The sequence below is a fragment of the Devosia oryziradicis genome, from assembly GCF_016698645.1.
Taxonomy (GTDB): domain Bacteria; phylum Pseudomonadota; class Alphaproteobacteria; order Rhizobiales; family Devosiaceae; genus Devosia; species Devosia oryziradicis.
The window spans coordinates 1,040,440-1,062,594 of record NZ_CP068047.1 but is presented as its reverse complement, the minus strand read 5'-3'; the positions used below and the strand labels follow the sequence as shown (position 1 = coordinate 1,062,594).

The 22,155-nt window shown below is 65.4% G+C and carries 21 protein-coding genes; 10 read left to right on the top strand and 11 right to left on the bottom strand.

Annotated elements, in window-relative coordinates:
* Positions 1 to 127: 127 nt before the first annotated feature.
* The 3 genes from JI749_RS05385 to JI749_RS05375 form a co-directional block, all read right to left on the bottom strand.
* Positions 128 to 1,102 carry an aldo/keto reductase gene (locus JI749_RS05385; RefSeq protein ID WP_201660355.1) on the bottom strand — a complete coding sequence of 325 codons (975 nt, stop codon included), beginning with the start codon at positions 1,100 to 1,102 and terminating at the stop codon, positions 128 to 130.
* Between the two features lie 91 nt (positions 1,103 to 1,193).
* Positions 1,194 to 1,490 carry a YciI family protein gene (locus JI749_RS05380; protein WP_201660352.1) on the bottom strand — a complete coding sequence of 99 codons (297 nt, stop codon included), beginning with the start codon at positions 1,488 to 1,490 and terminating at the stop codon, positions 1,194 to 1,196.
* The gene (locus tag JI749_RS05375; protein WP_201660349.1) at positions 1,490 to 1,855 is read right to left on the bottom strand and encodes a VOC family protein; all 366 of its coding nucleotides are present in this window, start codon (positions 1,853 to 1,855) and stop codon (positions 1,490 to 1,492) included. The genes JI749_RS05380 and JI749_RS05375 overlap by 1 nt, the downstream gene beginning before the upstream one ends.
* Before the next feature lie 105 nt (positions 1,856 to 1,960).
* Between JI749_RS05375 and JI749_RS05370 the strand changes: the two genes are divergently transcribed.
* Both JI749_RS05370 and JI749_RS05365 read left to right on the top strand, forming a co-directional pair.
* The gene (locus JI749_RS05370) at positions 1,961 to 2,287 is read left to right on the top strand and encodes an ArsR/SmtB family transcription factor (protein ID WP_201660346.1); all 327 of its coding nucleotides are present in this window, start codon (positions 1,961 to 1,963) and stop codon (positions 2,285 to 2,287) included.
* Positions 2,284 to 2,817: an SRPBCC domain-containing protein gene (locus JI749_RS05365; protein WP_201660343.1), complete on the top strand. Its 534-nt coding sequence runs from the start codon at positions 2,284 to 2,286 to the stop codon at positions 2,815 to 2,817. Before JI749_RS05370 ends, JI749_RS05365 begins: the two co-directional genes overlap by 4 nt.
* On the opposite strand, the gene JI749_RS05360 is transcribed toward JI749_RS05365, so the two are convergent.
* Positions 2,818 to 3,459, bottom strand: a complete 642-nt coding sequence (locus JI749_RS05360) for a GntR family transcriptional regulator (RefSeq protein WP_201660328.1) — start codon at positions 3,457 to 3,459, stop codon at positions 2,818 to 2,820. It abuts the gene before it with no gap.
* A gap of 261 nt (positions 3,460 to 3,720) precedes the next feature.
* Here JI749_RS05360 and JI749_RS05355 point away from each other — a divergent pair, with 261 nt between their 5' ends.
* Complete coding sequence (locus JI749_RS05355) at positions 3,721 to 5,001, top strand: Gfo/Idh/MocA family oxidoreductase (protein WP_201660325.1); 1,281 nt, start codon at positions 3,721 to 3,723, stop codon at positions 4,999 to 5,001.
* A 151-nt stretch (positions 5,002 to 5,152) separates the two neighbouring features.
* A complete protein-coding gene (locus tag JI749_RS05350; protein WP_201660322.1) occupies positions 5,153 to 5,923 on the top strand; it encodes an SDR family NAD(P)-dependent oxidoreductase in 771 nt (256 codons plus the stop codon).
* A 30-nt stretch (positions 5,924 to 5,953) separates the two neighbouring features.
* Here JI749_RS05350 and JI749_RS05345 read toward each other — a convergent pair whose 3' ends face one another.
* Both JI749_RS05345 and JI749_RS05340 read right to left on the bottom strand, forming a co-directional pair.
* Complete coding sequence (locus tag JI749_RS05345) at positions 5,954 to 6,688, bottom strand: DUF1365 domain-containing protein (RefSeq protein ID WP_201660319.1); 735 nt, start codon at positions 6,686 to 6,688, stop codon at positions 5,954 to 5,956.
* Complete coding sequence (locus tag JI749_RS05340; protein ID WP_201660315.1) at positions 6,685 to 8,031, bottom strand: NAD(P)/FAD-dependent oxidoreductase; 1,347 nt, start codon at positions 8,029 to 8,031, stop codon at positions 6,685 to 6,687. Before JI749_RS05340 ends, JI749_RS05345 begins: the two co-directional genes overlap by 4 nt.
* A gap of 165 nt (positions 8,032 to 8,196) precedes the next feature.
* On the opposite strand from JI749_RS05340, the gene JI749_RS05335 reads away from it, so the two are divergent.
* Positions 8,197 to 8,607, top strand: coding sequence for a DUF2177 family protein (locus JI749_RS05335; RefSeq protein ID WP_201660312.1), 411 nt, complete (start codon positions 8,197 to 8,199; stop codon positions 8,605 to 8,607).
* A 42-nt stretch (positions 8,608 to 8,649) separates the two neighbouring features.
* Here the strand turns inward: JI749_RS05335 and JI749_RS05330 are convergent, their stop codons facing one another.
* Complete coding sequence (locus JI749_RS05330; protein WP_201660308.1) at positions 8,650 to 9,162, bottom strand: heme-binding beta-barrel domain-containing protein; 513 nt, start codon at positions 9,160 to 9,162, stop codon at positions 8,650 to 8,652.
* A 186-nt stretch (positions 9,163 to 9,348) separates the two neighbouring features.
* Between JI749_RS05330 and JI749_RS05325 the strand changes: the two genes are divergently transcribed.
* The 3 genes from JI749_RS05325 to JI749_RS05315 all read left to right on the top strand — a co-directional run bounded on the left by JI749_RS05325 (position 9,349) and on the right by JI749_RS05315 (position 14,296).
* A complete protein-coding gene (locus JI749_RS05325; protein ID WP_233280876.1) occupies positions 9,349 to 10,056 on the top strand; it encodes an ABC transporter ATP-binding protein in 708 nt (235 codons plus the stop codon).
* Positions 10,056 to 12,602 (top strand): ABC transporter permease, encoded by a 2,547-nt coding sequence (locus JI749_RS05320; protein WP_201660302.1) that lies wholly within the window; start codon positions 10,056 to 10,058, stop codon positions 12,600 to 12,602. The genes JI749_RS05325 and JI749_RS05320 overlap by 1 nt, the downstream gene beginning before the upstream one ends.
* Positions 12,603 to 12,787: 185 nt before the next feature.
* Positions 12,788 to 14,296, top strand: coding sequence for an ATP-binding protein (locus JI749_RS05315; protein WP_201660299.1), 1,509 nt, complete (start codon positions 12,788 to 12,790; stop codon positions 14,294 to 14,296).
* Positions 14,297 to 14,438: 142 nt separating this feature from the next.
* On the opposite strand, the gene JI749_RS05310 is transcribed toward JI749_RS05315, so the two are convergent.
* From JI749_RS05310 to JI749_RS05300, 3 genes are all read right to left on the bottom strand, one after another.
* Complete coding sequence (locus JI749_RS05310; RefSeq protein ID WP_201660296.1) at positions 14,439 to 15,944, bottom strand: tripartite tricarboxylate transporter permease; 1,506 nt, start codon at positions 15,942 to 15,944, stop codon at positions 14,439 to 14,441.
* A 9-nt stretch (positions 15,945 to 15,953) separates the two neighbouring features.
* On the bottom strand, positions 15,954 to 16,415 hold the full coding sequence (locus tag JI749_RS05305; protein ID WP_201660291.1) for a tripartite tricarboxylate transporter TctB family protein: 462 nt from the start codon (positions 16,413 to 16,415) through the stop codon (positions 15,954 to 15,956).
* A 92-nt stretch (positions 16,416 to 16,507) separates the two neighbouring features.
* Positions 16,508 to 17,485 (bottom strand): tripartite tricarboxylate transporter substrate-binding protein, encoded by a 978-nt coding sequence (locus JI749_RS05300; RefSeq protein WP_201660288.1) that lies wholly within the window; start codon positions 17,483 to 17,485, stop codon positions 16,508 to 16,510.
* 187 nt (positions 17,486 to 17,672) lie between these two features.
* Here JI749_RS05300 and JI749_RS05295 point away from each other — a divergent pair, with 187 nt between their 5' ends.
* Positions 17,673 to 19,670 carry a sensor histidine kinase gene (locus JI749_RS05295; RefSeq protein ID WP_201660284.1) on the top strand — a complete coding sequence of 666 codons (1,998 nt, stop codon included), beginning with the start codon at positions 17,673 to 17,675 and terminating at the stop codon, positions 19,668 to 19,670.
* A complete protein-coding gene (locus JI749_RS05290) occupies positions 19,667 to 21,016 on the top strand; it encodes a sigma-54-dependent transcriptional regulator (protein ID WP_201660281.1) in 1,350 nt (449 codons plus the stop codon). The genes JI749_RS05295 and JI749_RS05290 overlap by 4 nt, the downstream gene beginning before the upstream one ends.
* A 180-nt stretch (positions 21,017 to 21,196) precedes the next feature.
* Here the strand turns inward: JI749_RS05290 and JI749_RS05285 are convergent, their stop codons facing one another.
* Complete coding sequence (locus tag JI749_RS05285; protein WP_201660278.1) at positions 21,197 to 22,060, bottom strand: aldose 1-epimerase family protein; 864 nt, start codon at positions 22,058 to 22,060, stop codon at positions 21,197 to 21,199.
* Between the last annotated feature and the right edge of the window lie 95 nt (positions 22,061 to 22,155).

The window sequence follows — 22,155 nt, the reverse complement described above, 5'->3', positions numbered from 1 at the left end:
TTGTTGTTGACCCACAACGTAGGGATGCCCGCGGGGATGCGCTAGAGGCGTCACGAGTGGTTGAGACGCCCGGCACGCGGCGATCCGCAGATCGTACCCTCGGGCGTACGGTTGCAGCAGGCTACCGTCACACTCCGCCGCGGATCGCCGGCTTCACGTCCTTTTCATACCATTCGCTGAGCCGTCCCATCAGCGCCGGGAACAGGCTCTTCTGCTCGGTGGCCGCGACATTGTCCGCCAGTTGTTCCGGCTTGCTGACGCCGGCGATGACGGTGGAGACCTGCGGGTGATCGAGGATCCAGCGCAAGGCGAACTGGCTCATTGGCATGGCTTCGGGCGCCAGCCCCTTTAGCTCGGCAGCCAGCTCCACCCCGCGCTCGAACGGAATGCCCGAGAAAGTCTCGCCCACCGAGAAAGCCTTGCCATCGGCATTGTAGTTGCGGTGGTCGCTGGGATCGAAACGCGTCGTCTTGTCGAACTTGCCGCTCAACAACCCGCTCGCCAGCGGCAAACGCACGATGATGCCGACATCGCGCTCCGCCGCCTTGGGCAACAGTGCCGTTGCCGCATCCTGCCGGAACAGGTTGAAGATGATCTGCAGCGTCGCGCAGCCCGGCTGCTCGAGGCACAACAGGCCCTCTTCGATGGTTTCGACGCTGGCGCCCCAGTGGCGCACCAGTCCCTCGTCCCGGAGCTCGTCCATCCAGCGGAAGATCGCGCCATCGCGCAGCACGGCCGTGGGCACGCAATGGATCTGCGCCAGGTCGAGCGTCTGGACGCCCAACCGCTGTGCCGATCCCACCAGGCTGGCCCGGATGCCGTCTTTGGAATAATTGTCGGGAAACAGCCCGCTGCCCCGCCCCAGCTTGGTGGCGACATGCACCCCTTCAGCCTTGGCATGCGCGCCGATCCGGCTTTCGCTGAGGCCCCCGCCATAGACGTCGGCCGTATCCCAGAAGGTGACGCCTGCGGCATTGGCGGCGTCCAGAATCGCATTGGCAGTCTCTTCGCCAACCGGCCCGAAATCCCCGCCCAGCTGCCAGCAGCCCAGCCCGATTTCGCTGACCGCATATCCCGTCTTGCCCAAACGCCGCGTCTTCATCGCTTACCCTCCGCCAGACGTCCGAATGCCGGCGCGCCGCCCTGCCCTTTTAGGCAAGTCGGCGCGCCACGTCACCGGGATTGTCGATGGCTCAGGGCGTTATTGCGCCCAGCTTGACGGGGTGGATATTGGGCCGGAACAGGCCTTCGATGACCGCGGGATCGTTTTGGGCCAGCGCCTGGGCCTCGGCTGCATCGGTCACCTTGAAGATGGCGATACCATAGGCGCCGTCCAGCGTTGGACCGGTCAGCATCAGCTTTCCCTCCGCCTGGAGCTTGTCCATATAGGCAAAGTGCCGGCCCAGCGTTTCATATTCGGCCGGTGACACGTCCATGACGAAACTCGGACGCGGCGGCAGCGCCAGGTAGAGATAGTGCGTGGGCTCCATTACTGCGCCTCGGGCATCTTCCAGAGGCCGATGCGGTTGCCTTCCGGGTCGGTGAAGACCGCAAATTCCCCCATGCCGGGAATCTCATAGGGCTCCTGCACCACATTGACGCCCGCTTCCTGGCGCACCCCCGCCAGCATCTGCGCAACGTCGTCCACGGCGACATAGATGGTGGGCCCGGTCGCCAGCCCGCTCATCGTACTGCCGACGGCGAAGTCGATGCCCATACCGGCCCCCGATTGCAGGATCGTATATTCGGCATCCGGATAGTCCTGTTCGCTCCAGCCGAACAGTTTGCCGTAAAAGCCGCGCAGCTTGGCGCGATCCCGCGCAATCACTTCGAAATGCATCACTGGGTTAGCCATGTCGCCCTCCTATTGGTAAGTCACTACTTACCGATATGACGAAATATCACTCCGCGTCAAGCCGGTTCGATTGCCGTTATGGGGCAAAGCCGCTACGCTATGCCCATGAGCCAGGTCGAAACCGTATTGAATGCAATTACCGATCCGACGCGCCGCAGCGTGCTGGAATCGCTGCGAAGCGGCCCGCGTACGGTGGGCGAGATCGCTGCTGGCTATAGCGTCAGCCGCCCCGCCATTTCCCAGCATCTGCGTGTGCTGAGCGAAGCGGGCCTCGTCAGCGCCCGCAAGGTCGGCCGCAACAATTTCTATGCCGTGGACCTCAAGGGGCTGGCTATTCTGCGCACTTATCTGGAAGGCTACTGGGACGACGTGTTCGACGCCTTCCAGCACGCCGCGATCAAGGAACGGGCCAAGGGAGGAAAGCTCAGTTGAGCGAGCCGCTGCGCCGAAACATCGTCGTCCCTCTGCCGCCGGCACTGGCCTTCGATCTCTTTGTCCGCCGTCTGCCCGAATGGTGGCCGCTTGAAACGCGCTCGGTCTGGCTCGAAAAGTCCTTGTCTTGCAGCATCGATCCGCGGCCCGGCGGTCGCATCACCGAACAGGGCCCTGATGGCGCCGAAGCCCATTGGGGCACCATCATCCACCTCGACGAGGCCAGCCGCCTGGTGCTCGATTGGCATCCCGGCCTCACGCCCGCCACCAGCACCGAAGTCGAGGTCACCTTCCACGCCGTGCCCGCCGGCACCGAACTGCGCCTGGAACACCGCAATTGGGAGCGGCTGGGCGAGCGCGGCGATTTCGTGCGCAGTCTCTACGCCAACGGCTGGGGTCCGGTTATGGCGCGCTTCGCAACTCTCGCGGCAGGCGAAAGCGCGCTGCCGGCGGCGGAAGGTCCCGGGTGTATTGGAGCCGAACCTCCACCGGGTTGGCAGCCCGACGATGCCGGGCCGGCATCCAACTGACTATTCGAAATAATCCGGGTAGTCGGCGATCGTCTGGCTCAACAGCAACTCGGCCCGGGCCAGGTGAGCGCGCATGGCCGCTTCTGCTCCGGCCACATCGCTGTTTGCCACTGCGGCCGCGATGATCTTGTGCTCGCCGATCGCCACCTGCGACGATGATACGCCCAGCGTCAGGTAGCGCACGCGGTCGAGCTGCATCTTGTGGTCGTCGATCAGCTGCCACGCATATTCAACGCCGGCCAGCCGGGCCAGCGTGCGGTGGAACAGCTCGTCCAGCGTATGGAAGCGGCGGCTGTCCTTGGCCGCGGAGGCCGTCTCCTGCTCGGCAATGAGTTCCTCGAGCACGCCTGCCGCTTCCGCCCCAGGCTTGGCCGCCACCCGGCGAATGATCTCGACCTCGATACTTTCGCGGATAAAGCGCGATTGCCGCACCCCCTCCGGCGAGATCTTCTTGACCACAGTGGCGCGCTTGGGCCGGATCAGCAGCAGCCCCTGCTGCGCCAGGCGGATGAAAGCCTCGCGCACCGGCTGACGCGACACGCCGTAGCGGCCGGCAATATCGCTCTCGGAAATCACATCGCCCGGCTTGAGCGCCATGGTGACGATGTCGTCGCGCAGCGCGCCGACGACGCGCAGCGCCATGGTCTCTTCACTCGCCTCGAGCACGCTTGCCGCCACCTGTCCTGATTCCCCCGCTGACCTTGTGCCCGAAGCGGGTCCGCCGCGCCCCTTGATTGCTCGGCTTCCACAGAAATCTGCCTGCCGGTCGCCTGCGCCTATCGGAGCGTGCCTGCCGCTCACCCATAAACCTAAAACAACCCCTGCCGCTTCGCAATCTTGTATGGTAGATCATGCCAAAGCCCACCCATGGGCGGACCGCTGCATGAATACTGGAGAAGACGAATGGCCAAGACCTACGCAATCGTGGGGACCGGGGGTCGCGCGCGCATGTTCTACGAGGCCATTTTGGGCCCCCATCGCGAGCATTCGCGGCTCGTCGCCCTCTGCGACACCAACCAGGTGCGCATGGACTACACCAACCGCGTCATCTCGGGCGAACTCAAGGGCCAGGCCGTCCCCACCTACAAGGCTAGCGACTTCGCCACCATGCTGGCGGACACCCGACCCGATACGGTCATCGTCACCTCGATCGACCGCACCCACCACAAATACATCATCGCCGCCATGGAAGCGGGCTGCGACGTCATCACCGAAAAGCCGATGACTACCGATCCCGAAAAATGCCAGGCCATCCTCGACGCCGTCGAGCGCACGGGCAAATCGGTGCGCGTCACCTTCAATTACCGCTATGCGCCCCACAATTCGGCGTTGCGCGAGCTGATCGCCCAGGGCGCCATCGGCACGCCCACTTCGGTGCATTTCGAATGGCTGCTCGATACGCGCCATGGCGCCGATTATTTCCGCCGCTGGCACCGCGACAAGCGCAATTCAGGCGGCCTGATGGTGCACAAGTCCACCCACCATTTCGACCTCGTCAATTTCTGGCTCGGGTCACAGCCCGACACGGTCTTTGCCATGGGCGACCTCAAGTTCTACGGCCGCGCCAATGCCGAAGAGCGTGGCGTCTTCACCCCCTATACCCGCACCACGGGCGTCGATGCCGCCAGGGACGACAAGTTCGCCATCGATCTCACGGCCAACCCGGTGCAGAAGGGGCTTTACTGGGACGCCGAGAAAGAAGACGGCTACCAGCGCGACCAGAACGTATTCGGCGACGGCATCTCCATCGAAGACACGATGAATGTGATGGTCCGCTATCGCAACAAGGCGGTCATGACCTATTCGCTCTATGCCTACGCGCCCTGGGAAGGCTTCAACGTCGCCATCAACGGCACCGGGGGCCGGCTCGAATTGATGGTGCGCGAAACGTCCTACATCAACGCCGGCTCGACCTCGACCGCCGAAGGCGCGGCCAAGGGCGTCGACCTCTACCACTTCCCACTGCATGGGGAGTCACGGGTAGTCCACGTCCCGGCCGGCGAAGGCGGCCATGGTGGCGGCGACAAGATCATGCTCGAGGAAATCTTCGGCAATGCCACGCCCAAGCCCGGCTATGGCGCCAACCACCGGGACGGCGCCCTGTCGATCCTCACTGGTATTGCGGCCAACCAGAGCTTTGCGACCGGCCTGCCGGTGGATGTGCGGACGCTGGTGAAGCTTTGACGGCAAGTCCAGCGGCCACGACGTCATTCCGGCGAAGGCCGGAATCCATGGCCGTGGTCATCCACGACACCCTGCCGTAGGGTGCGGCACGGAAACCTTTTGCCGCCCTCCGCCGTATCTTGCCCGAGATCACGAGCAAGGACCCTCCCATATGGCGCGCGAGACTTTCACCGGAACGGCATGGATCACGGGCGCCGGCACGGGCATCGGGCGAGGCCTTGCCCTGGCCCTCGTCGCCCGCGGCATGACGGTGGCTGCCAGCGCCCGCACGGAGGCCGATCTGGCCCAGCTCGCCGCCGATGCCAAAGGCCCAGGCTCAATCCTCCCGATGCCGCTTGATGTCACCGATGAAGCGGCCGTCCGCGATACGGTGGCCCGCATCGAGGCCGAGGCCGGCCCGATCACGCTCGCCATCCTCAATGCCGGCACCAATAGCGAGGTGACGGCGGAAAAATTCGACACGATCAAGTTCGCCCATGTCGTGGACACCAACCTCATGGGTGCGGTGCACAGTCTGGGCGCGCTGTTGCCCCTGCTGCGAAAGCGCCGCGCCGGCCGCATTGCCATCGTGGCATCCGTTGCCGGCTATCGCGGCCTGCCCACCGCCGCCGCTTATGCCGCCAGCAAGGCGGGCCTGATCGCCATGACTGAATCGCTCAAGCCTGAGCTGGAGGCCGACAATGTCGACCTAACCCTTATTAATCCCGGCTTCGTCGACACGCCGCTGACGCGCAAGAACAAGTTCCCCATGCCCTTTCTGATCGACACAGACGAGGCGGTCGACTCCATCATGAAGGGTCTGGAACGCGGCCGCTTCGAGATCGTCTTCCCCTGGCAGATGACAGCGGCGATGAAACTGCTTGGCGTCCTGCCTTATGGCCTGTTTTTCCCGATCACCCGCCGCATGGTGCGCAGTTTGTGACCCCGTGATCGGGGCGTCGGCGGCCGGGCCTCAGCCGATTGTCGACTGCTTCTTTGGCGTGTGGGGGTAGACCCGCAGGCCCTTGAGCAGCAGCTTGACCGCCTCCCAGTGGATCGCCGCCGTTACCTTGAGGGTCATCAGCGGATGGGCCAGAACGGCGCGCAGCAGCGCAGCGTCGGTCAACTCAGAGCGATCGCCGGCAAACGTCGCGGTCAGCAATGGTCCGGCAGGGTCGGTCTCTAGGATGGCGACGCTGACATCCTGGGCGGGCGGGCTGATGGTGAAATTATAGACGCAGTCCATCGGCATGAACGGCGAGACGAAGAACGTCTTGGCGCAGCTGTGTCGCACAATCCCCTCGCCGGCCGGGAGCACATAGGCGTGGCGCTCCCCATGGGTATTGTGGACCTCGTGGATAACGGCGGACAAGCTGCCGTCCGCCCGGTAGCAGAAATAAACGGTCAGCGGGTTGAAGACATAGCCGAGCATGCGTGGATAGCACAGCATGCGCACCGGCCCGTCCGCCACCATACCGGCCTCGACGAGCCGCGCGGCCACCCATGGCCGCAACGGTCCGCCATCGCCGTGGTCGCGCTCGCGGAAGCTCAGCAGTCCCCAGCGGTTGACCGCAAGCCAGCGCAGCGACAGGCGCGGCAGTTCGTCCAGGTCGAGCAGCAGCGCAAAGACGCGGTAGCGCAGCTTGTGCCGCTTGGGGCGCAGCCGCTTGTGCACCACCATGCCCGTATAGATGGCGCTCGCCGTCATTCCGCCGCCTGGAGTTGAACCGGGGCTTCGGCAATGCGGTTGACAGGGCGGACCCAGGGGCGGGTCACTCCGAAATTCTCCGCGACCGCCAGGCCGGACTGCAGCCCGTCCTCGTGGAAGCCATAGCCGAAATAGCTGCCGCAGAACCAGGTGCCACGCCGGCCCTGCAACTCCCAGAGCCGCTTCTGGGCCGTCAGCGCCGGCTGGTTGAACAGGGGATGCTCATAGTCGTAGCTGCGCAGCACGGCGCTTTTGCGCGGTTCGCGGCTCGGATTGAGGGTCACGAAGATCGGGTGGCGTCGGTCCAGGTTCTGCAGCCGGTTCATCCAGTAAGTGACGCAGAGTGCGTCTGCGCCGGCATCGTCGGGGCCGCCGATATAGTTCCAGCTCGCCCAAACCGCCTTGCGCTGTGGCATCAGGCTCGGATCGTCGTGCAACACGGCACGATTATGCGTGTAGCTGAAAGCGCCGAGCACTTCGCGCTCCAACCCATCGGCATCATCGAGCATCGCCAATGTCTGGTCGGCATGGCTGGCCATGATCACGTCGGTGAACACGTCGCGCCCGCCGTGCACGTCCTCCACCGTTACCAGGCCGGCCTGCCGGCTGATGGCCCGCGCCGCCGGCGCCTGCCGCACCTTGCCGCCGAAGTCGCGCACCATGGCCGCCACATAGCTGCGGCTGCCGCCCTTGACCGTGCGCCACAGGGCGCGCCGGCCCAGCTTGAACAGTTCGTGGCTCGAAAAGAACCGCACGAACGCGCGCATCGGAAAGCCGCGGATAGCGTCGGCCGAACTGGACCAGATCGCCGCGCACATCGGCAGGATGTGCAGGTCGACCAGGTGCGTCGAGTAGCCGTGCTTGTCAAGGAAACCGCCAAGGGTCATGCCTTCGATTTCCGGGCTGTCGATCAGGCTCTCGGCATGGGCGTAAAAGCGCACGATATCGGCCAGCATCTGCCAGTAGCCGGGCCGCGCCAGGTTCCGTTTCTGCCCGATCAGGCCCCGGAAGTCGCTCGAATATTCGAACCGCCCGGCGCCCACCGAGGCGGCAAACGACATGTGCGTCTCGACGCTCGCGACTTCCAGATGCTGCAGCAGCGCCGTGAAATTGGGGTAATTGTCGGTGTTGTAGACGATAAAGCCGGTATCGATGGCCATCCGCCCGCCCGCGGTCTCGACATCGACAGTATGGGCATGCCCGCCCAACCAATCTTCCTTTTCATAGAGCGTCACCTCGTGCTTCCGGCTCAGTAGCCAGGCTGCCGAGAGGCCCGCGACACCGGCGCCGATCACGGCGATGCGGCGATGATGGGAGAGGTCTGGATGATGATCGTGATGCATGAAGCGGGCTAATCCAATGGATGGTCTGAACCAGCTACGAAATCCGCATGCTGCAAGTTTCGTCCCTGGGAGCCATATTTTGCCGCTTTGGCCACAAAGTCCGGTTGGCCGTACGGGCAGCCCGTGCCAGCATTCTGGCAAACCCTGTTTGCCACGGAGCACCCCATGCCCGCACCCGTCATAGCCTATGCCGCATCCGCGGTGGCCTTCTTCGCCCTTGATTTCATCTGGTTGAGCCTGGCCGTTCCGCGGCTCTATAAACCCCTCCTTGGCACATTGCTGCGCGAGAGCCCCAACCTGCCGGTCGCAGGCGCCTTCTACCTGGTCTATGTGGTGGGGCTCGTCGTCTTTGCCGTGCTGCCGGCCGCCTCGGCAGGCTCATGGCTCATGGCGCTCGGTCTGGGCGCGCTGCTGGGCCTGGTTGCTTACGGCACCTATGACTTCACCAACCTGTCCACGGTGAAGGATTGGCCCCTGATGGTCAGCGTGGTCGACCTGGCCTGGGGCATCAGCGTCAGCGCGGTAGCCTCGCTGGTCGGCTATGCCGTCCTGTCCTGGTTCTCGCCCTCGGCCTGAACAGCAAGGAGGCGGTCAGCCCGCTGCCGCCTCCAGGGCCCGCTATTGGCTGAAGGGCACGGAGGCGGTCAGCACCTCGCCGGAATTGTTGAACTCCACCTCGAAGTCCACGGTGATATCGCCATTTGCCAGAAGGATCCGCGAGCCGATGCGTACATCGCTGCCGGCCCGATCCTTTTGCTGCTCCTTGAGGTCGAAGCTGATCTGCCCCTGCCGCTGTTGGCCGATCGCGATGCCGGTAAATCCGGCATTGGAGCTCATGGCCGCTTCATAGCGCTTCGCCGATTCATTGTAGGCGATCGTGCCGCTGATCGAGAGCGTCGCATTCACCAGCGCGCAGCGGCCGGTATAGTTCACCTTGCCCGCATTGCCCTTGGCGACGGACAGCCGGCAGCGGAACGGTTCCGGCTCGTCGCCGCCAACAAGCGCACCCTCGCCCTGCCAGTTCCCCACATAGGCTTCCAGCAAGGCGATCTCGGCCTGTGCCTGCACCAGCGTCACGCCGGCAAACGGCATCAAGGCCAGCGCAACACCAATCCCCAACCACTTATTCATCCGGAAAGCCCCCTCCATCCCTCCGAGACATCAGATTCTGTTTATGTCTGCCAGTGCGGAGATTCCGAAGCCAGCAAAAATCTGACACAGCTGACGATGTTGTTACGAATTCTCTACCGAGTGACAGATACAAGACACCGCCGGACTGTCGCAACTAACGACTTCGGCACTGGGGGAACGGTTCTGGTGACTAAAGCTGACGCGCCGATCATTGCTGCACGCGATGTTGATTACTCTCTCGACGTTGCGGGCAAGCCGCTGCATATCCTCAAGCGCGTTTCCCTGGAGGTAGCCCCATCGGAAGTGGTGGCCATCGTCGGCCCATCGGGCAGCGGCAAGACCTCGCTGCTGATGCTGCTGGCCGGCCTCGAGCGCGCCACTGGCGGTCGGGTCGAGGTCAACGGTGCCGATCTGGGAGCCCTCGACGAAGACGATCTCGCCCGCTTCCGCCGCAGGACGCTGGGCATCGTGTTCCAGAGCTTCCACCTCATTCCCTCGCTGACCGCGCATGACAATGTTGGCCTCGCGCTCGAAATCGCCGCGCCCGAACTGCCGCTGTCGCAAATTCGCGAAAAAGCCGCCGCAGCCCTCGCCGCCGTCGGCCTGGGCAACCGGCTCGATCACCGGCCCTCGGCTCTCTCGGGCGGTGAGCAGCAGCGCGTCGGCCTGGCCCGCGCCATGGTCGCCAATCCGCCGCTGCTGCTGGCCGACGAGCCGACCGGCAATCTCGACCAGAAAACCGGTGCCGTCGTCGTCGACCTGATGTTCGACCTGGCCCGCGAAAAGGGCACCGCGGTGGTGCTGATCACCCACGATCCCCACCTGGCCGCCCGCGCCGACCGGGTGTTCACCATGATGGCCGGGGAACTCACCGAAACCACGGGTCAGCGTTGATGGGATCGGTCTGGAGCGCCATCCGCATCGGCCTGCTCGACATGCGCGGGGACCTGCGCCGTTTCCTGTTGCTGGTCGTTTGTCTTGCCGTGGGCACCGCGTTGATCTCGGGCGTCAACTCGGTCGGCTCGAGCATCACCCGCGCCATCGACGACGGGGCCGCCGAACTGATGGGCGGCGATGTCGAACTGTCCCGCGCCGATCGGCTCGCCACCGATGCCGAACGCGCCAGCATGGACACGTTCGGCACCGTCTCCACCATTGTCGACACCAACCTGCGCGCGGAATCGGCCAGCGGCGACGCCTTCGTCGACCTCACCGCCATCGGCCCCACCTATCCCCTGCTCGGCCAGGTGGTGAGCCCGCAATTGCCTTCAGGTCAATCCGTCCACCAGTTCCTCGCCCCGGTCGAGGATATCCATGGCGCGCTCCTCGACCCGGTGCTGCTCGATCAGCTGGGCCTGGCTATCGGCGACAGCTTCGGCCTGGGCGGCACCGAATTCCAGGTGCGCGGCACCTTGACCAAGCTGCCCGATGGCCCCGTGCGCGGCTTCCGCCTCGGCCTCACCGCCATCGTGACCGATGCCGGCTTCGCCTCCGTTTCCGACCGCACATCGCCCCTGCCGGGTCTGGGCTCCTGGTATCGCTACAAGCTCCTGCTCAATGATCGCGATGCCGAAGCCGGGAAGGCTGCGCTGGAAACCGCCTTTGCCGATAGCGGCTGGACCGTGCGCTCGGCCCGCGATGGCCTCGGGCAGATGGTGCGCTACTACGACCTCTTCATGCGCTTCCTCGTCATTGTCGGCCTGGGCTCGCTGCTCATTGGCGGCGTCAGCGTCTGGACCGGCATGCAGGCCTATATCGCCGAGCGCGCCAGCGTCATCGCCGTGCTGCGCTCCATGGGCGCCAGCCGCGCGCGCATCTTCATCCACTTCTTCGCCCAGGTCGCAGCCCTCGCCGCGGTGGGCGTCGGCATTGGCCTCCTTATCGGCGGTGGAGCCGCTTTTGCCGTCCTGCCCATCATCGGCCGCGCCGTGGGTATCGATCTGGCCGCCACGCTGCATATCCAGCCGCTGCTGGTGGCGGCGGGCGCCGGTTTCGTCACTGCCTTCGCCTTTGCCTACCTGCCGCTGCAGCAGGCCCAGACCATCCGCCCCGTGCTGCTGTTCCGCTCCAAGGGCCTTTCGGCCCCACCCATCGACTGGCGCGCTCTGCTGCTCTCCTGGCAGGTCCTGCCGCTCATCGCCGCTGCCATCGCCTTTTTCGTACTGGCCTGGCTGATGACGGGTGATGCCGTACTGGTAGCCGCCTTCGGCCTCGCCAGCGGCGTTTCGGCCATCCTCTTCCAGCTGTTCATCCGCGTCATCCAGTTCGGCCTGAGCCGGCTGCCCGAACCGCGCGCCCGCATTCCGCGCCACGCCTTGCGCGCCATTTCCGGCTCCGGCCAGAATGCCGCCTCGGTCGTGGTCTCCGCCGGCATGGCCCTGGCCATGCTGATCGTCGTCCTGGTGCTCCAGACCAACCTGCGCCAGGAATTCCTCGGCGCCTCCGCCTTCGACGTCCCGACCCTGGTCGCCTCCGACCTCTTCCCCGATGAAGTGGACGCCCTGGCCGCTGTCGCCGGCCCGGGTACCGATATCCCCCGCTTCGTCGCCACGCCCATGCTGCGTGGCGCCTTGACCGAAATAGCCGGCCAACCCGCTGAAACGGTCCGCACCCGCGGCCCCGAAGCCACCTTCCTCCTCGCCGGCGAAGTGCCACTTACCTATCGTACGCAGCTCCCCGCCTCCTCGCGCATCACCTCGGGCGAGTGGTGGCCTGCCGACTATGCCGGCCCGGCTCTGGTGTCCCTCCACCAGAGCCTGCGTTCAGGCCTCGGCGTCGACCTGGGTGACACGCTCACCTTCACCATTTTCGGCGAACCGATCACCGCCACGATAGCCAGTTTCCGCGATTATTCCTGGCAGGGGGGCATCGACTTCCTCGCCACCTTCTCCCCCGGCGTCATCGATGCCTATCCGACCACGCTGTTTGCGGCTGTCACCGCCCTGCCGGGTCGCGAGGAGGCCGTCGAGCGCCAGCTCGCCGCCGATTTCCCCGATGTCCGCTTTATCGAGATCGGCGATACGCTCAAGCAGATCACCGATGCGCTCGGCCAACTTTCCTTCGCCGCAGTCCTGGTGGGTGGCCTGGCCGTCGGCAACGGGCTGCTCGTTCTGGTCGGCAGCCTCGCCACCGGCCGCCGCCAGCGCGAGGCCGACACGGTGATATCAAAGGTACTGGGTGCCACTCGCCTCGAACTGATGGCCACCGCCTTCATGCAATATCTGGTTCTGGCAACCCTGGCCGCCCTGCCCGCCATCGTGCTGGGCATCGGCCTGGGCTGGCTGATCAGCATGCTCATGCTCAATGTCGACTTCACCCTCAACAGCGACTCCCTGGCCATCGTCCTCCTGGTCGCCATCGCCATCACCGCCTGCCTGGGTGCCATGACCATCCTGCGCGCCGCCTCGGCACGGCCGGCAAGACTGCTGCGGGATTTGTAAAAGCACCCCACCCACAGGGCCCTCCCCACAAGGGGGAGGGTGACGACTGCAACTTCCGCGCCGCCCTTCCCTGTGACTTCCTCCATCGTGATTTCCCCGAATCGCGACGGCCGATGCTAAATCTGTTCCCCAGTTCCAGACTCGCGTGATGCCCGCTTCGACCGGGATCGCCTCCCGGAGACCGAATGAAGGTAGCAATCGACATGGGCATGAGCGGCGGCACCACGCCCGCCACGCTCGACCTCGAGGAATTGCTGGCCACCCGTCTCCTCGTCCAGGGCAATTCCGGCTCCGGCAAATCGCACCTGCTGCGCCGCCTGCTCGAGCAATCCGCCCCTTGGGTGCAGCAATGCATCATCGACCCCGAGGGCGATTTCACCACGCTTGCCGACAAGTTCGGCCATACCGTCGTCGACGCCACGCGCACCGAGGCCGAGCTTACCCGCATCGCCGCCCGCGTCCGCCAGCATCGCGTCTCCGTCGTGCTCAATCTGGAAGGCCTCGATGTCGAGCAGCAGATGCGCGCCGCCGCCGCTTTCCTCGGTGGCATGTTCGATGCCGAGCGCGACCACTGGTATCCCGTGCTCGTCGTCGTCGACGAAGCCCAGCTCTTCGCCCCTGCCGCCGCTGGCGAAGTCAGCGACGAAGCCCGCAAGCTGTCGCTCGGCGCCATGACCAACCTGATGTGCCGCGGCCGCAAGCGGGGTCTCGCCGGCGTCATCGCCACCCAGCGCCTTGCCAAGCTGGCCAAGAACGTCGCAGCCGAGGCGTCCAACTTCCTCATGGGCCGCACCTTCCTCGATATCGACATGGCTCGCGCCGCCGATCTCCTGGGCATGGAAAAGCGCCAGGCCGAGCAATTCCGCGATCTGGCGCGCGGCCACTTCGTCGCCCTGGGCCCCGCCATTTCCCGTCGCCCGCTGCCGGTCACCATCGGCGCCGTCGAAACCTCGGCCCGCTCCACCAGCCCCAAGCTGGTGCCCTTCGAAGCCCCGGTCGACGCGGCTGACCTCATCTTCACGGCCACCGCCGAAGAGCAGGCGCGTCCCGTGGTGCGTCGCCCCGCGCCGCCCCCGCCACCCTCGACCAACGAGCTGCTGGCCCAGCTCTCACGCGCCCGCCCGCAGGTCGAGGAAGCGCCGCAGAGCCTCTTCCCCGAAATCGACGAGGCGGAGCGCGATAAGCAGATCGACGCCATCATGGCTGAGCTTCTGGGCGATCCCGATGCAAGCTTCCGCACCGTCGCCGTGCTCTACCAGGACTTCCTGGTCCGCTGCCGCATCCGCCGCGTCCCCGGCGAGCCACCGGCTCTGCCCGCCTTCAAGCGCCGTCTCGCCGTCGCCCGCGTTGCCCCGGATCGCGAGGTCGCCCAGTCCGATGGCTGGCAGCAGGCGCTGTCCATGTCCGAAACCCTGACGGACGATGTCCAGGGCGTCTTCCTCGTCCTCGCCCAGGCCGCGCTCACATCCGCGCCCTGCCCCTCCGACGCCACCCTGGCCCGCCTCTACGGCACCCATTCCGCCAGCCGCGCCCGGCGCCTGCTGACCTGGTTCGAGGAACGCGGGCTGCTCGTCGTGCGCCTCGACTTCCGCAACAACCGTGTGGTGGCCTTCCCCGATCTGGGCGCCGAGACTGCCCCGGGCGATCCGAATGGCCCTGACGCATTGATGGACGAACGCGGCGCGGCCGAGTAGCCACGCCGCCCTTCCTACCTAACCCACCGGCCGTCACCCTCGGGCTTGACCCGAGGGCTCTTCACTTACCGGCATCATAAAAGCAAACACCCTCGGGTCAGGCCCGAGGGTGACGCATGGTGGGTGTGGGCGGATGCGAGGATCAATCCTCTTCCACGAACACTTCCTTGCGCTTCTTGCGGATGCTCGGCAGCACCGCCACGATGACCGCCAGCAGGGCCAGGCCCAGCAGCGTTGCCGAGATCGGCCTTGTGACGAACACCGTCGGATCGCCGCGCGAGATGATCATCGCCCGCCGCAGATGTTCTTCCAGCAACGGCCCCAGGACGAAGCCGAGCAGCAGCGGCGCGGGCTCGCAGCCGAAGCGGATGAGGATATAGCCGACCACCCCGAAGAAGCCGATGGCATAGACGTCGTAGATGTTCTGGTTGATCGAGAAACAGCCGATGCAGGCGAAGAGTACGATGGCCGGGAACAGCGCCCGATAGGGTATCGAGAGCATCTTCACCCACAGCCCAATCAGCGGCAGGTTGAGCAGGACCAGGAGGATATTGCCGATCCACATCGAGGCGATGATGCCCCAGAACAAGGCCGGCTGGTCGTTGATCACATTAGGGCCGGGCGTGATGCCCTGGAGGATGAATGCCCCCACCATCAGCGCCATGACCGGATGGGCCGGAATGCCCAGCGTCAGCAGCGGGATGAACGATGTCTGCGCCGCGGCATTATTGGCCGATTCCGGCCCGGCCACGCCCTCGATGGCGCCGTGCCCGAACTCTTCCGGGTTCTTGCTCAGGCGCTTCTCGGCCGAATAGGAGGCAAAGGACGAGAGGATATGTCCGCCCCCCGGCAGGATGCCCAGCAGCGATCCCAGACCCGTGCCGCGCAAGACCGGTCCGATGATGCGGCGGAAGTCGTCCTTGGTGAGCCACAGGTTCTTGACCGACTTGACCATCACATCCCGGCCCTTCTCATCCTCGAGATTGCGCAGGATTTCGGCCACGCCAAACACGCCCACCGCCACCGACACGAAATTGAGCCCCGAAAATAGCTCGCGGATACCGAAGGTGAAGCGCGGCGTACCGGTATAGATGTCCTGGCCCACCATGCCCAGCAACAGCCCCAGCACGATCATCGCCAGCGCTTTGAGGATCGAGCCATGCGCCAGCGCGATTGAGACCAAGAGGCCCAGCACGATCAGCGCGAAATATTCCGGCGCCCCGAAATTGAGCGCCGCGCGCGCCAGCGGCGGCGCGAAGAAGGCCAGCAGCAACGTTGCCACCGTGCCCGCAAAGAACGAGCCCAAAGCCGCCGTCGCCAACGCCGGACCCGCCCTGCCCTTCTTTGCCATCTGGTAGCCGTCGATCGCGGTCACCGCCGACGAGCTTTCGCCCGGCAGGTTGATCAGGATCGCCGTGGTCGAGCCGCCATACTGTGCGCCATAATAAATGCCGGCGAGCATGATCAACGCCCCGGCTGGGGACAGCGAAAAGGTGATCGGGAGCAGCATGGCGATGGTCGCCGTCGGCCCGATGCCGGGCAGCACACCCACCAGCGTGCCCAGCAGCACGCCGATGAAGCAGTAGAGAATGTTCATGGGGTCGAGGGCGACCGAAAAGCCCAGGCCCAGCGAGGCAATGATGTCCATCGGCCGCTCCTACTGCCCAAGCCAGGGTCCGACCAGCGGCACGCTCATGCCCAGGCCGACCACGAAGATCACGGTGCACATCACGGTCAGCGCCACCGCCACCAGCGCCGCAAACACCGGTGAGTTGAGCCGGCTGGCCATGGCTGCGCCGAAGGCGCTGACAAACACCACCGGCACGAAGCCCAGGCCGCGAATGGTGGCGCCGAAAAACACCACGACCCCAATGATGAGGGCGATGGCGCGCCAGGACGGCGCCAACGGCTTTTCCCGATCCGGCTTGTTCCAGCCCCCCGCCGCCACGCCCAGCCCGAGCAGCACGAGCACGCTGCCCAGCAGCAGCGGCATGAAGCCGGGCCCCATGCGAAACGCCGTCCCCACCTCGTAATTCAGCGCCTCGATCGCAAAATAGGCCCCGGCCAGGACGAAGATGCCCCCCGACACGAGATCCTTGGTCGAAAAATTGGAAACCACCGCATCCTCCCCGCTTGCTTGTGTCTCGCCCGCCCGCCGCGTCGTGGTTGGCGGGCCGGGTGGAGCCGTTGGCGGCCCCACCCTCCGCGCTATCAGTCCGCGTAGACGCCAGCGGCTTCGATCACCGCGCGCCAGAGCTCGGTCTGGCTGGCGAGGGTCTGGGCCAGCGCATCGGGCGTGGCTTCTTCCGCAGTCACCGGATAGGTGCCCAGTTCGGCGAAGCGGCTGATCACGGTCTCATTGGCCAGCGCCACCTGCAGTGACTTTTCCAGCCGCTCGATGATGGCCGGGTCGGTGCCGGCGGGGGCATAGAGCCCGTGCCACACGCCGATTTCGAGCCCCAACCCACCTTCCTTGGTGGTCGGCACGTCCGGCAGGGCATCGAGGCGGTTCTGCGAGGTCACCGCATAGGCCTTCACTTCGCCGGCCTTGATCTGGCTGGTCGTATTGGTCGTCTGGTCGCAGATCATGTCGATCTGCCCGCCGATAATGTCGGTCATGGCCGGGCCGGCGCCCTGGTAGGGAACCGTGGTCATCTGCGTATCGAGCGCATCCATCAGCAGCATGCCGCAGAGCTGGCTCGCCGAACCGATGCCGGCATGGGCATAGGTGACGTTCTCGCCATTGGCCTTGATGTAGTCCATCAGCTCGGCCAACGTGGTCGGCTCGAAGTCCTTGCGGGCCACCAGCGTCATCGGCACCGAGGTGATCAGTCCGATCGGGGCAAAATCCTTGGCCGGATCATAGGGCAGGCTGCGATAAAGCGTCGGCGCGGTCGACATGCCGATATGGTGCAGCAGCAGCGTATAGCCATCGTTCGGTGCGGTCGCGACCTGTCCGGCCCCCAGCGTGCCGCCGGCGCCACCCACATTCTGCACCACCACCTGCTGGCCCAGATCCTGGCTCATCACTTCGGCAAGCAGGCGCGCCACCGTGTCGGTCGGGCCGCCGGCCGAGAACGGCACCACGACGGTGACCGGCTTGGTCGGATAGCCCTGCGCCAGTGCGGTGCCTGACAGGGCCAGTCCCCCAAGCAGGACAGCGGCAAGGGTAAATACGGTCTTTTTCATTGATGGTCCTCCCGATTTGGTTAGGTGCTGGCTCCCCGCCGCACCCATGCAGCCTCCATTGCAAACCGTGTGCCAAGCTAAAAATGCAAGGCAGATATGCAGATCGATCGGCCTATGCTAGCAAAATTGGCAAGAACTTGCCGAGCGAGCCCTGAGGTTTGGGCAATTTCTTGCCAAAGGAGACTGCGTGGCGACCCGTTTCGGCTTTCGTGACCTGCTGCAGCGTCGACAGATGATCCTGGTCGGCGCGGCGATCGCCATTGTCGTGCTGACCGGCTGGGCCGCATTCGAGATCGCCCTCACCAGCGCCATTGCCAGTGCCGGCCAGCAGGCCGATCGCCGCCTGTCCTTGTTCGACCGCACGTTGGAAGCCATCATCGAGCGGTTTCACTACCTGCCTTCCTCCATTGCCCTGGCCGCCGAAACCCGCGCCGTCCTTGCCGACCCCCAGAATCCGGAACGCCGCGAGGCCGCCAACGGCTTCCTCTCCCGCCTCAACGATACCGCCGGCGCCGGCGAACTCTTCGTCATGGATCCCACGGGCGCCGTCGTCGCCGCCTCCAACTGGTGGGCCTATGACAGCTTCGTTGGCGAAAACCTGGGCTACCGCCCTTATTTCGAGGAGGCGATGCGCGACGGCGATGCCCGCTTCTATGCCGTGGGCACGGTCACCGGTGTCGCAGGCTATTTCCTCGCCCGCCGTATCGATGGCTCCGACGGCCCCCTCGGCGTCGCCGTCACCAAGGTCAATCTCGGCGAAATCGAAGCCAATTGGTGGCGCTCCGGCGAGTTGATCGTCATCGTCGACAGCAACAATGTCGCCATCCTTTCCACCCGCCCCGATTGGCGCTATCGCCCGCTTGCCGTGCTCGAATCCGGCGCCGCCGAGCGCATTGCCGCACAGCGTCGCTATGGCAGCGCCGCCGTGCTCGACACGCCTGTTGCCTCCGATATCTGGCCCTCGCGCGGTACCCAGTTCGCCTGGCTTGCGGGTCCCGACCCCGATGCGTCCGGCATCTTCATCCTGGACGAACTGCGCCTGCCCACCCACCAGTGGCGCATCATCTCCTTCACCTCGGTCGGTCCATTGTTCCGCGCCGCCTGGATTGCTGCGGCGGCGGCCGCGCTCGCCGTTTCCGCCGCGCTGCTGATCGTGCTCCTGCTGGTCCAGCGGCAGCGCATCGTGGCCCAGCGCCTCGCCGAACATGACCGACTTGAACAGCGTGTCGCCGAACGCACCGAGGACCTCCATGTCACCAACCAGGCCCTGCGCGACGAAATCGCCGAGCGCATCCGGGCGGAAAAGGCCGAGCGTGACGCGCAGCATGGCCTGGTGCAGGCGGCCAAGATGGCCAGCCTCGGCCAGGCCCTGGCCGGCGTGGCCCACGAGGTGAGCCAGCCCGTCGCGGCGCTGACCACACACATTGCCAGCGCCAAGCTGGTCGCCGCCCGACATGGCGACGCCGATATCGGCCAGATTCTGGGCACGATGGACAAGGTGGTTGATCGCCTCTCGGCCCTCACCGGGCACCTCAAGACCTTCGCCCGCAAGGAGACCCGCGTCGAAATGGAGGCCGACCTGGGACAGGTCATCGCCAATGCGCTCGACCTGGTCGATCACAAGCTCAAGGCTTTTGGCGTCGATGTCGAATATCGCCGCCATCGCGGCAGGCTCATGGTTTCGGGCAACCCTGTCCATCTCGAACAGGTACTGATCAACCTCATCGCCAATGCCGCCGACGCCATGGAGCACAGCGCCGTCAGGGTGCTGTCCATCGGGCTCAGCCAGACCGCCAGGACGGTAGAAGTCTCCGTCGCCGATACCGGCTCGGGCATTGAAGCCACCGAACTGGCCAATCTCTTCGACCCCTTCTACTCCACCAAGCAGGCCGGCCGCGGCCTGGGCTTGGGCCTCTCCATCTCCTATGGCCTCGTCCGCGACATCGGCGGCGCCATAGTGGTGGAAAGTCGCCCGGGTCAGGGCAGCACATTCACGGTGCGATTGCCGCTCGTTGCCGAGCTGTCGGCTCCAGCGCCTCCCTCCCCCTTGAGGGGAGGGAGCGAGGGTGGGGGTGCTGCGGCTCATGCAAGCTCTGCGTCCGCTTCAAACGCAGCACCCCCACCCCAACCCCTCCCCTCAAGGGGGAGGGGCCGCAGACCCCTACCATCGAGAACTACCCCATGACCCCCACCGTCCTCATCGTCGACGACGAAGAAATGGTGCGCACCGCGCTCGAGCAGTGGCTGCGCCTGTCCGGTTTTGCCACCCATGTCGCCGCGAATGCCGAAGAGGCCCTGGCCGCGCTCGACGACATCAGGCCGCAGGTCATCCTCACCGATGTCCGCATGCCGGGGCTGTCCGGCCTCGATCTCCTGCGGACGGTGCGCGAGCGAGCGCTGGCCTCCGAGGTCATCCTCATCACCGGCCATGGCGACGTGCCGATGGCCGTGGAAGCGATGCGATCAGGCGCCTTCGATTTCCTGCAAAAGCCCTATGTGCCCGACCAGCTGGTCAAAACTCTGCGCCGCGCTGCCGAACAGGCCGGCCTCAAGCGCGAAGTCGCCGAGCTGCGCCGCAAGCTCGATGGCGGCGAGGCCGAACTCTCCACCCGCCTGGTCGGCTCGTCGCGCGTCATGGAAGACCTCCGCCACGCCGTCCGCGAATTGGCGACCATCCCCACCGACGTCATCATTTTCGGCGAAACCGGCACCGGCAAGGAAGTCGTCGCCCGCTGCCTCCATGATTTCTCGCCGCGCGCCAACGGACCCTTTGTGGCCGTCAACTGCGCCGCCATACCCGCCGAACTGATCGAATCCGAGCTCTTCGGCCACGAGGCCGGTGCCTTCACCTCCGCCCGCGACAAACGCATCGGCAAGTTCGAATTCGCCAATGGCGGCACCCTGCTGCTCGACGAGATCGAGTCCATGCCGCTCCTGGCCCAAGCGAAAGTCCTGCGCGTCATCCAGGAGCGCATGGTCGAGCGCGTCGGCTCCAACAGGCAGATTCCGCTCGATGTCCGCATCGTCGCCGCGTCCAAGGTCGATCTCGCAGCCGAAAGCGAGGCCGGACGCTTCCGCGCCGACCTCTACTATCGGCTGAACCTGGCCACTATCCACCTCGCCCCCTTACGCGATCGCGGCGAGGACAGCGTCTTACTGTTCCACCATTTCCTCGGCCTGGCCGCCCAGCGCTTCAACAAGCCCGCGCCGCCCTTGCACCCGGCCGACATCAATGCGCTGCTGGTGCACACCTGGCCCGGCAATGTCCGAGAGCTCAAGGCAGCCGCCGACCGCTTCGCTTTGGGCCTCGACGCCACCGGACGCTCGCTCGACACGATCCTCGGACCGAAATCGGCCAAGCCGATATCGTCCACCGCCAGCCTCGCCGACCGCCTCGCCGCCTATGAGCGCCACGTCATCGAGGCCGAACTCGCCCGCCACGGCGATTCCATCGCCGCAGTGGTAGACGCGCTGCAGGTGCCAAGGCGGACGCTGAGCGAAAAGATGGCCAGGCTGGGCGTGCGGCGCTGAATTCGCAGTCGTCACGCGGGAGATCGGGGCTCCCTACACCCCCTCCCAACCTCCCCCATCAAGGGGGAGGTGCCGTCCGGTGGGTTGCGCTGGATCGTGCCCCCGAGTGCAGAGAAACCTCCCCTTGATGGGGAAGGTAGGAGGGGGTGGGCGACGCTCGCCGACCTTGCGGTCAGCCTCCTACCCGACCAGCTCAGCCTTGAACGAGTACCGTCCGCTCGCCCCAGGCCCGAGAATCTCTACATAGGGCCGCTCATCGAGCGCATCATTCTCGCCCACCTCGGCCGCCGTACCATGCCAGGGCTCCAGACACACGAACGGCGCCCCCGGCTTGGACCAGATGGCCAGGTTCGGCAAATTCTCCCAGGTGAAGTGGATCGCCCGATCCCCCGCCGCATAGGTCAATCCGGCCCCAGCGCCCTCCGGGAACAGCATCGCATCGGCCTCGAACAGATCATGGTTCAGCGTCATCGCCCCGGCCTTGAACGGCGAGGGATGCGCAAAGGGCGCCACCAGGCCACCCGACAGGCGTATCAGCACTGGCGCCCGCCCATTGTCCAGCGTCACCTCGTGCTCCAGCCCTTCGCAGCCGGGCAGCGGCCACACGAAGGCCGGGTGAAACCCGATCCCGTATGGCATGGGCCGATGATCGCGATTGGAAACCTCGGCTGTCACCACCACGGCTCGCCCTTCGAGCCGATGTTCCAGCGTCAGCACGAAATCGAACGGATACATGCCCTTGCTGGCTTCGCTCGCCACCAGCTCGAACCGGCAGAAGTCCGACCCGCTGTCGATCAGCGTGAAAGCGCTACGCCGGGCGAAGCCGTGCTGGTTCATGCCGTAGCGTTGCCCCTCAATGCTGACCTGGTCATTGGGCGACCGGCCCACCATTGGAAACAGCACCGGCGAGCGCCCCCTCCAGAAGGCGGCGTCGCCGTGCCACAGCCAGCTCTGCCCGTCACGGGTCACGATTGACTGCATCTCGGACCCCAGCGGGGAGACTTCGACGGTCAGATGGTCATTGGCGATACGAATGTTGCTCATGCAAGACTCCCAATGGACCCCACCCTAATGCAGCCGGATTGGCCCTGGCACCACCCCGCAACGCAATCTTGGTTCACTTTCCCCTTCCGCGTCCA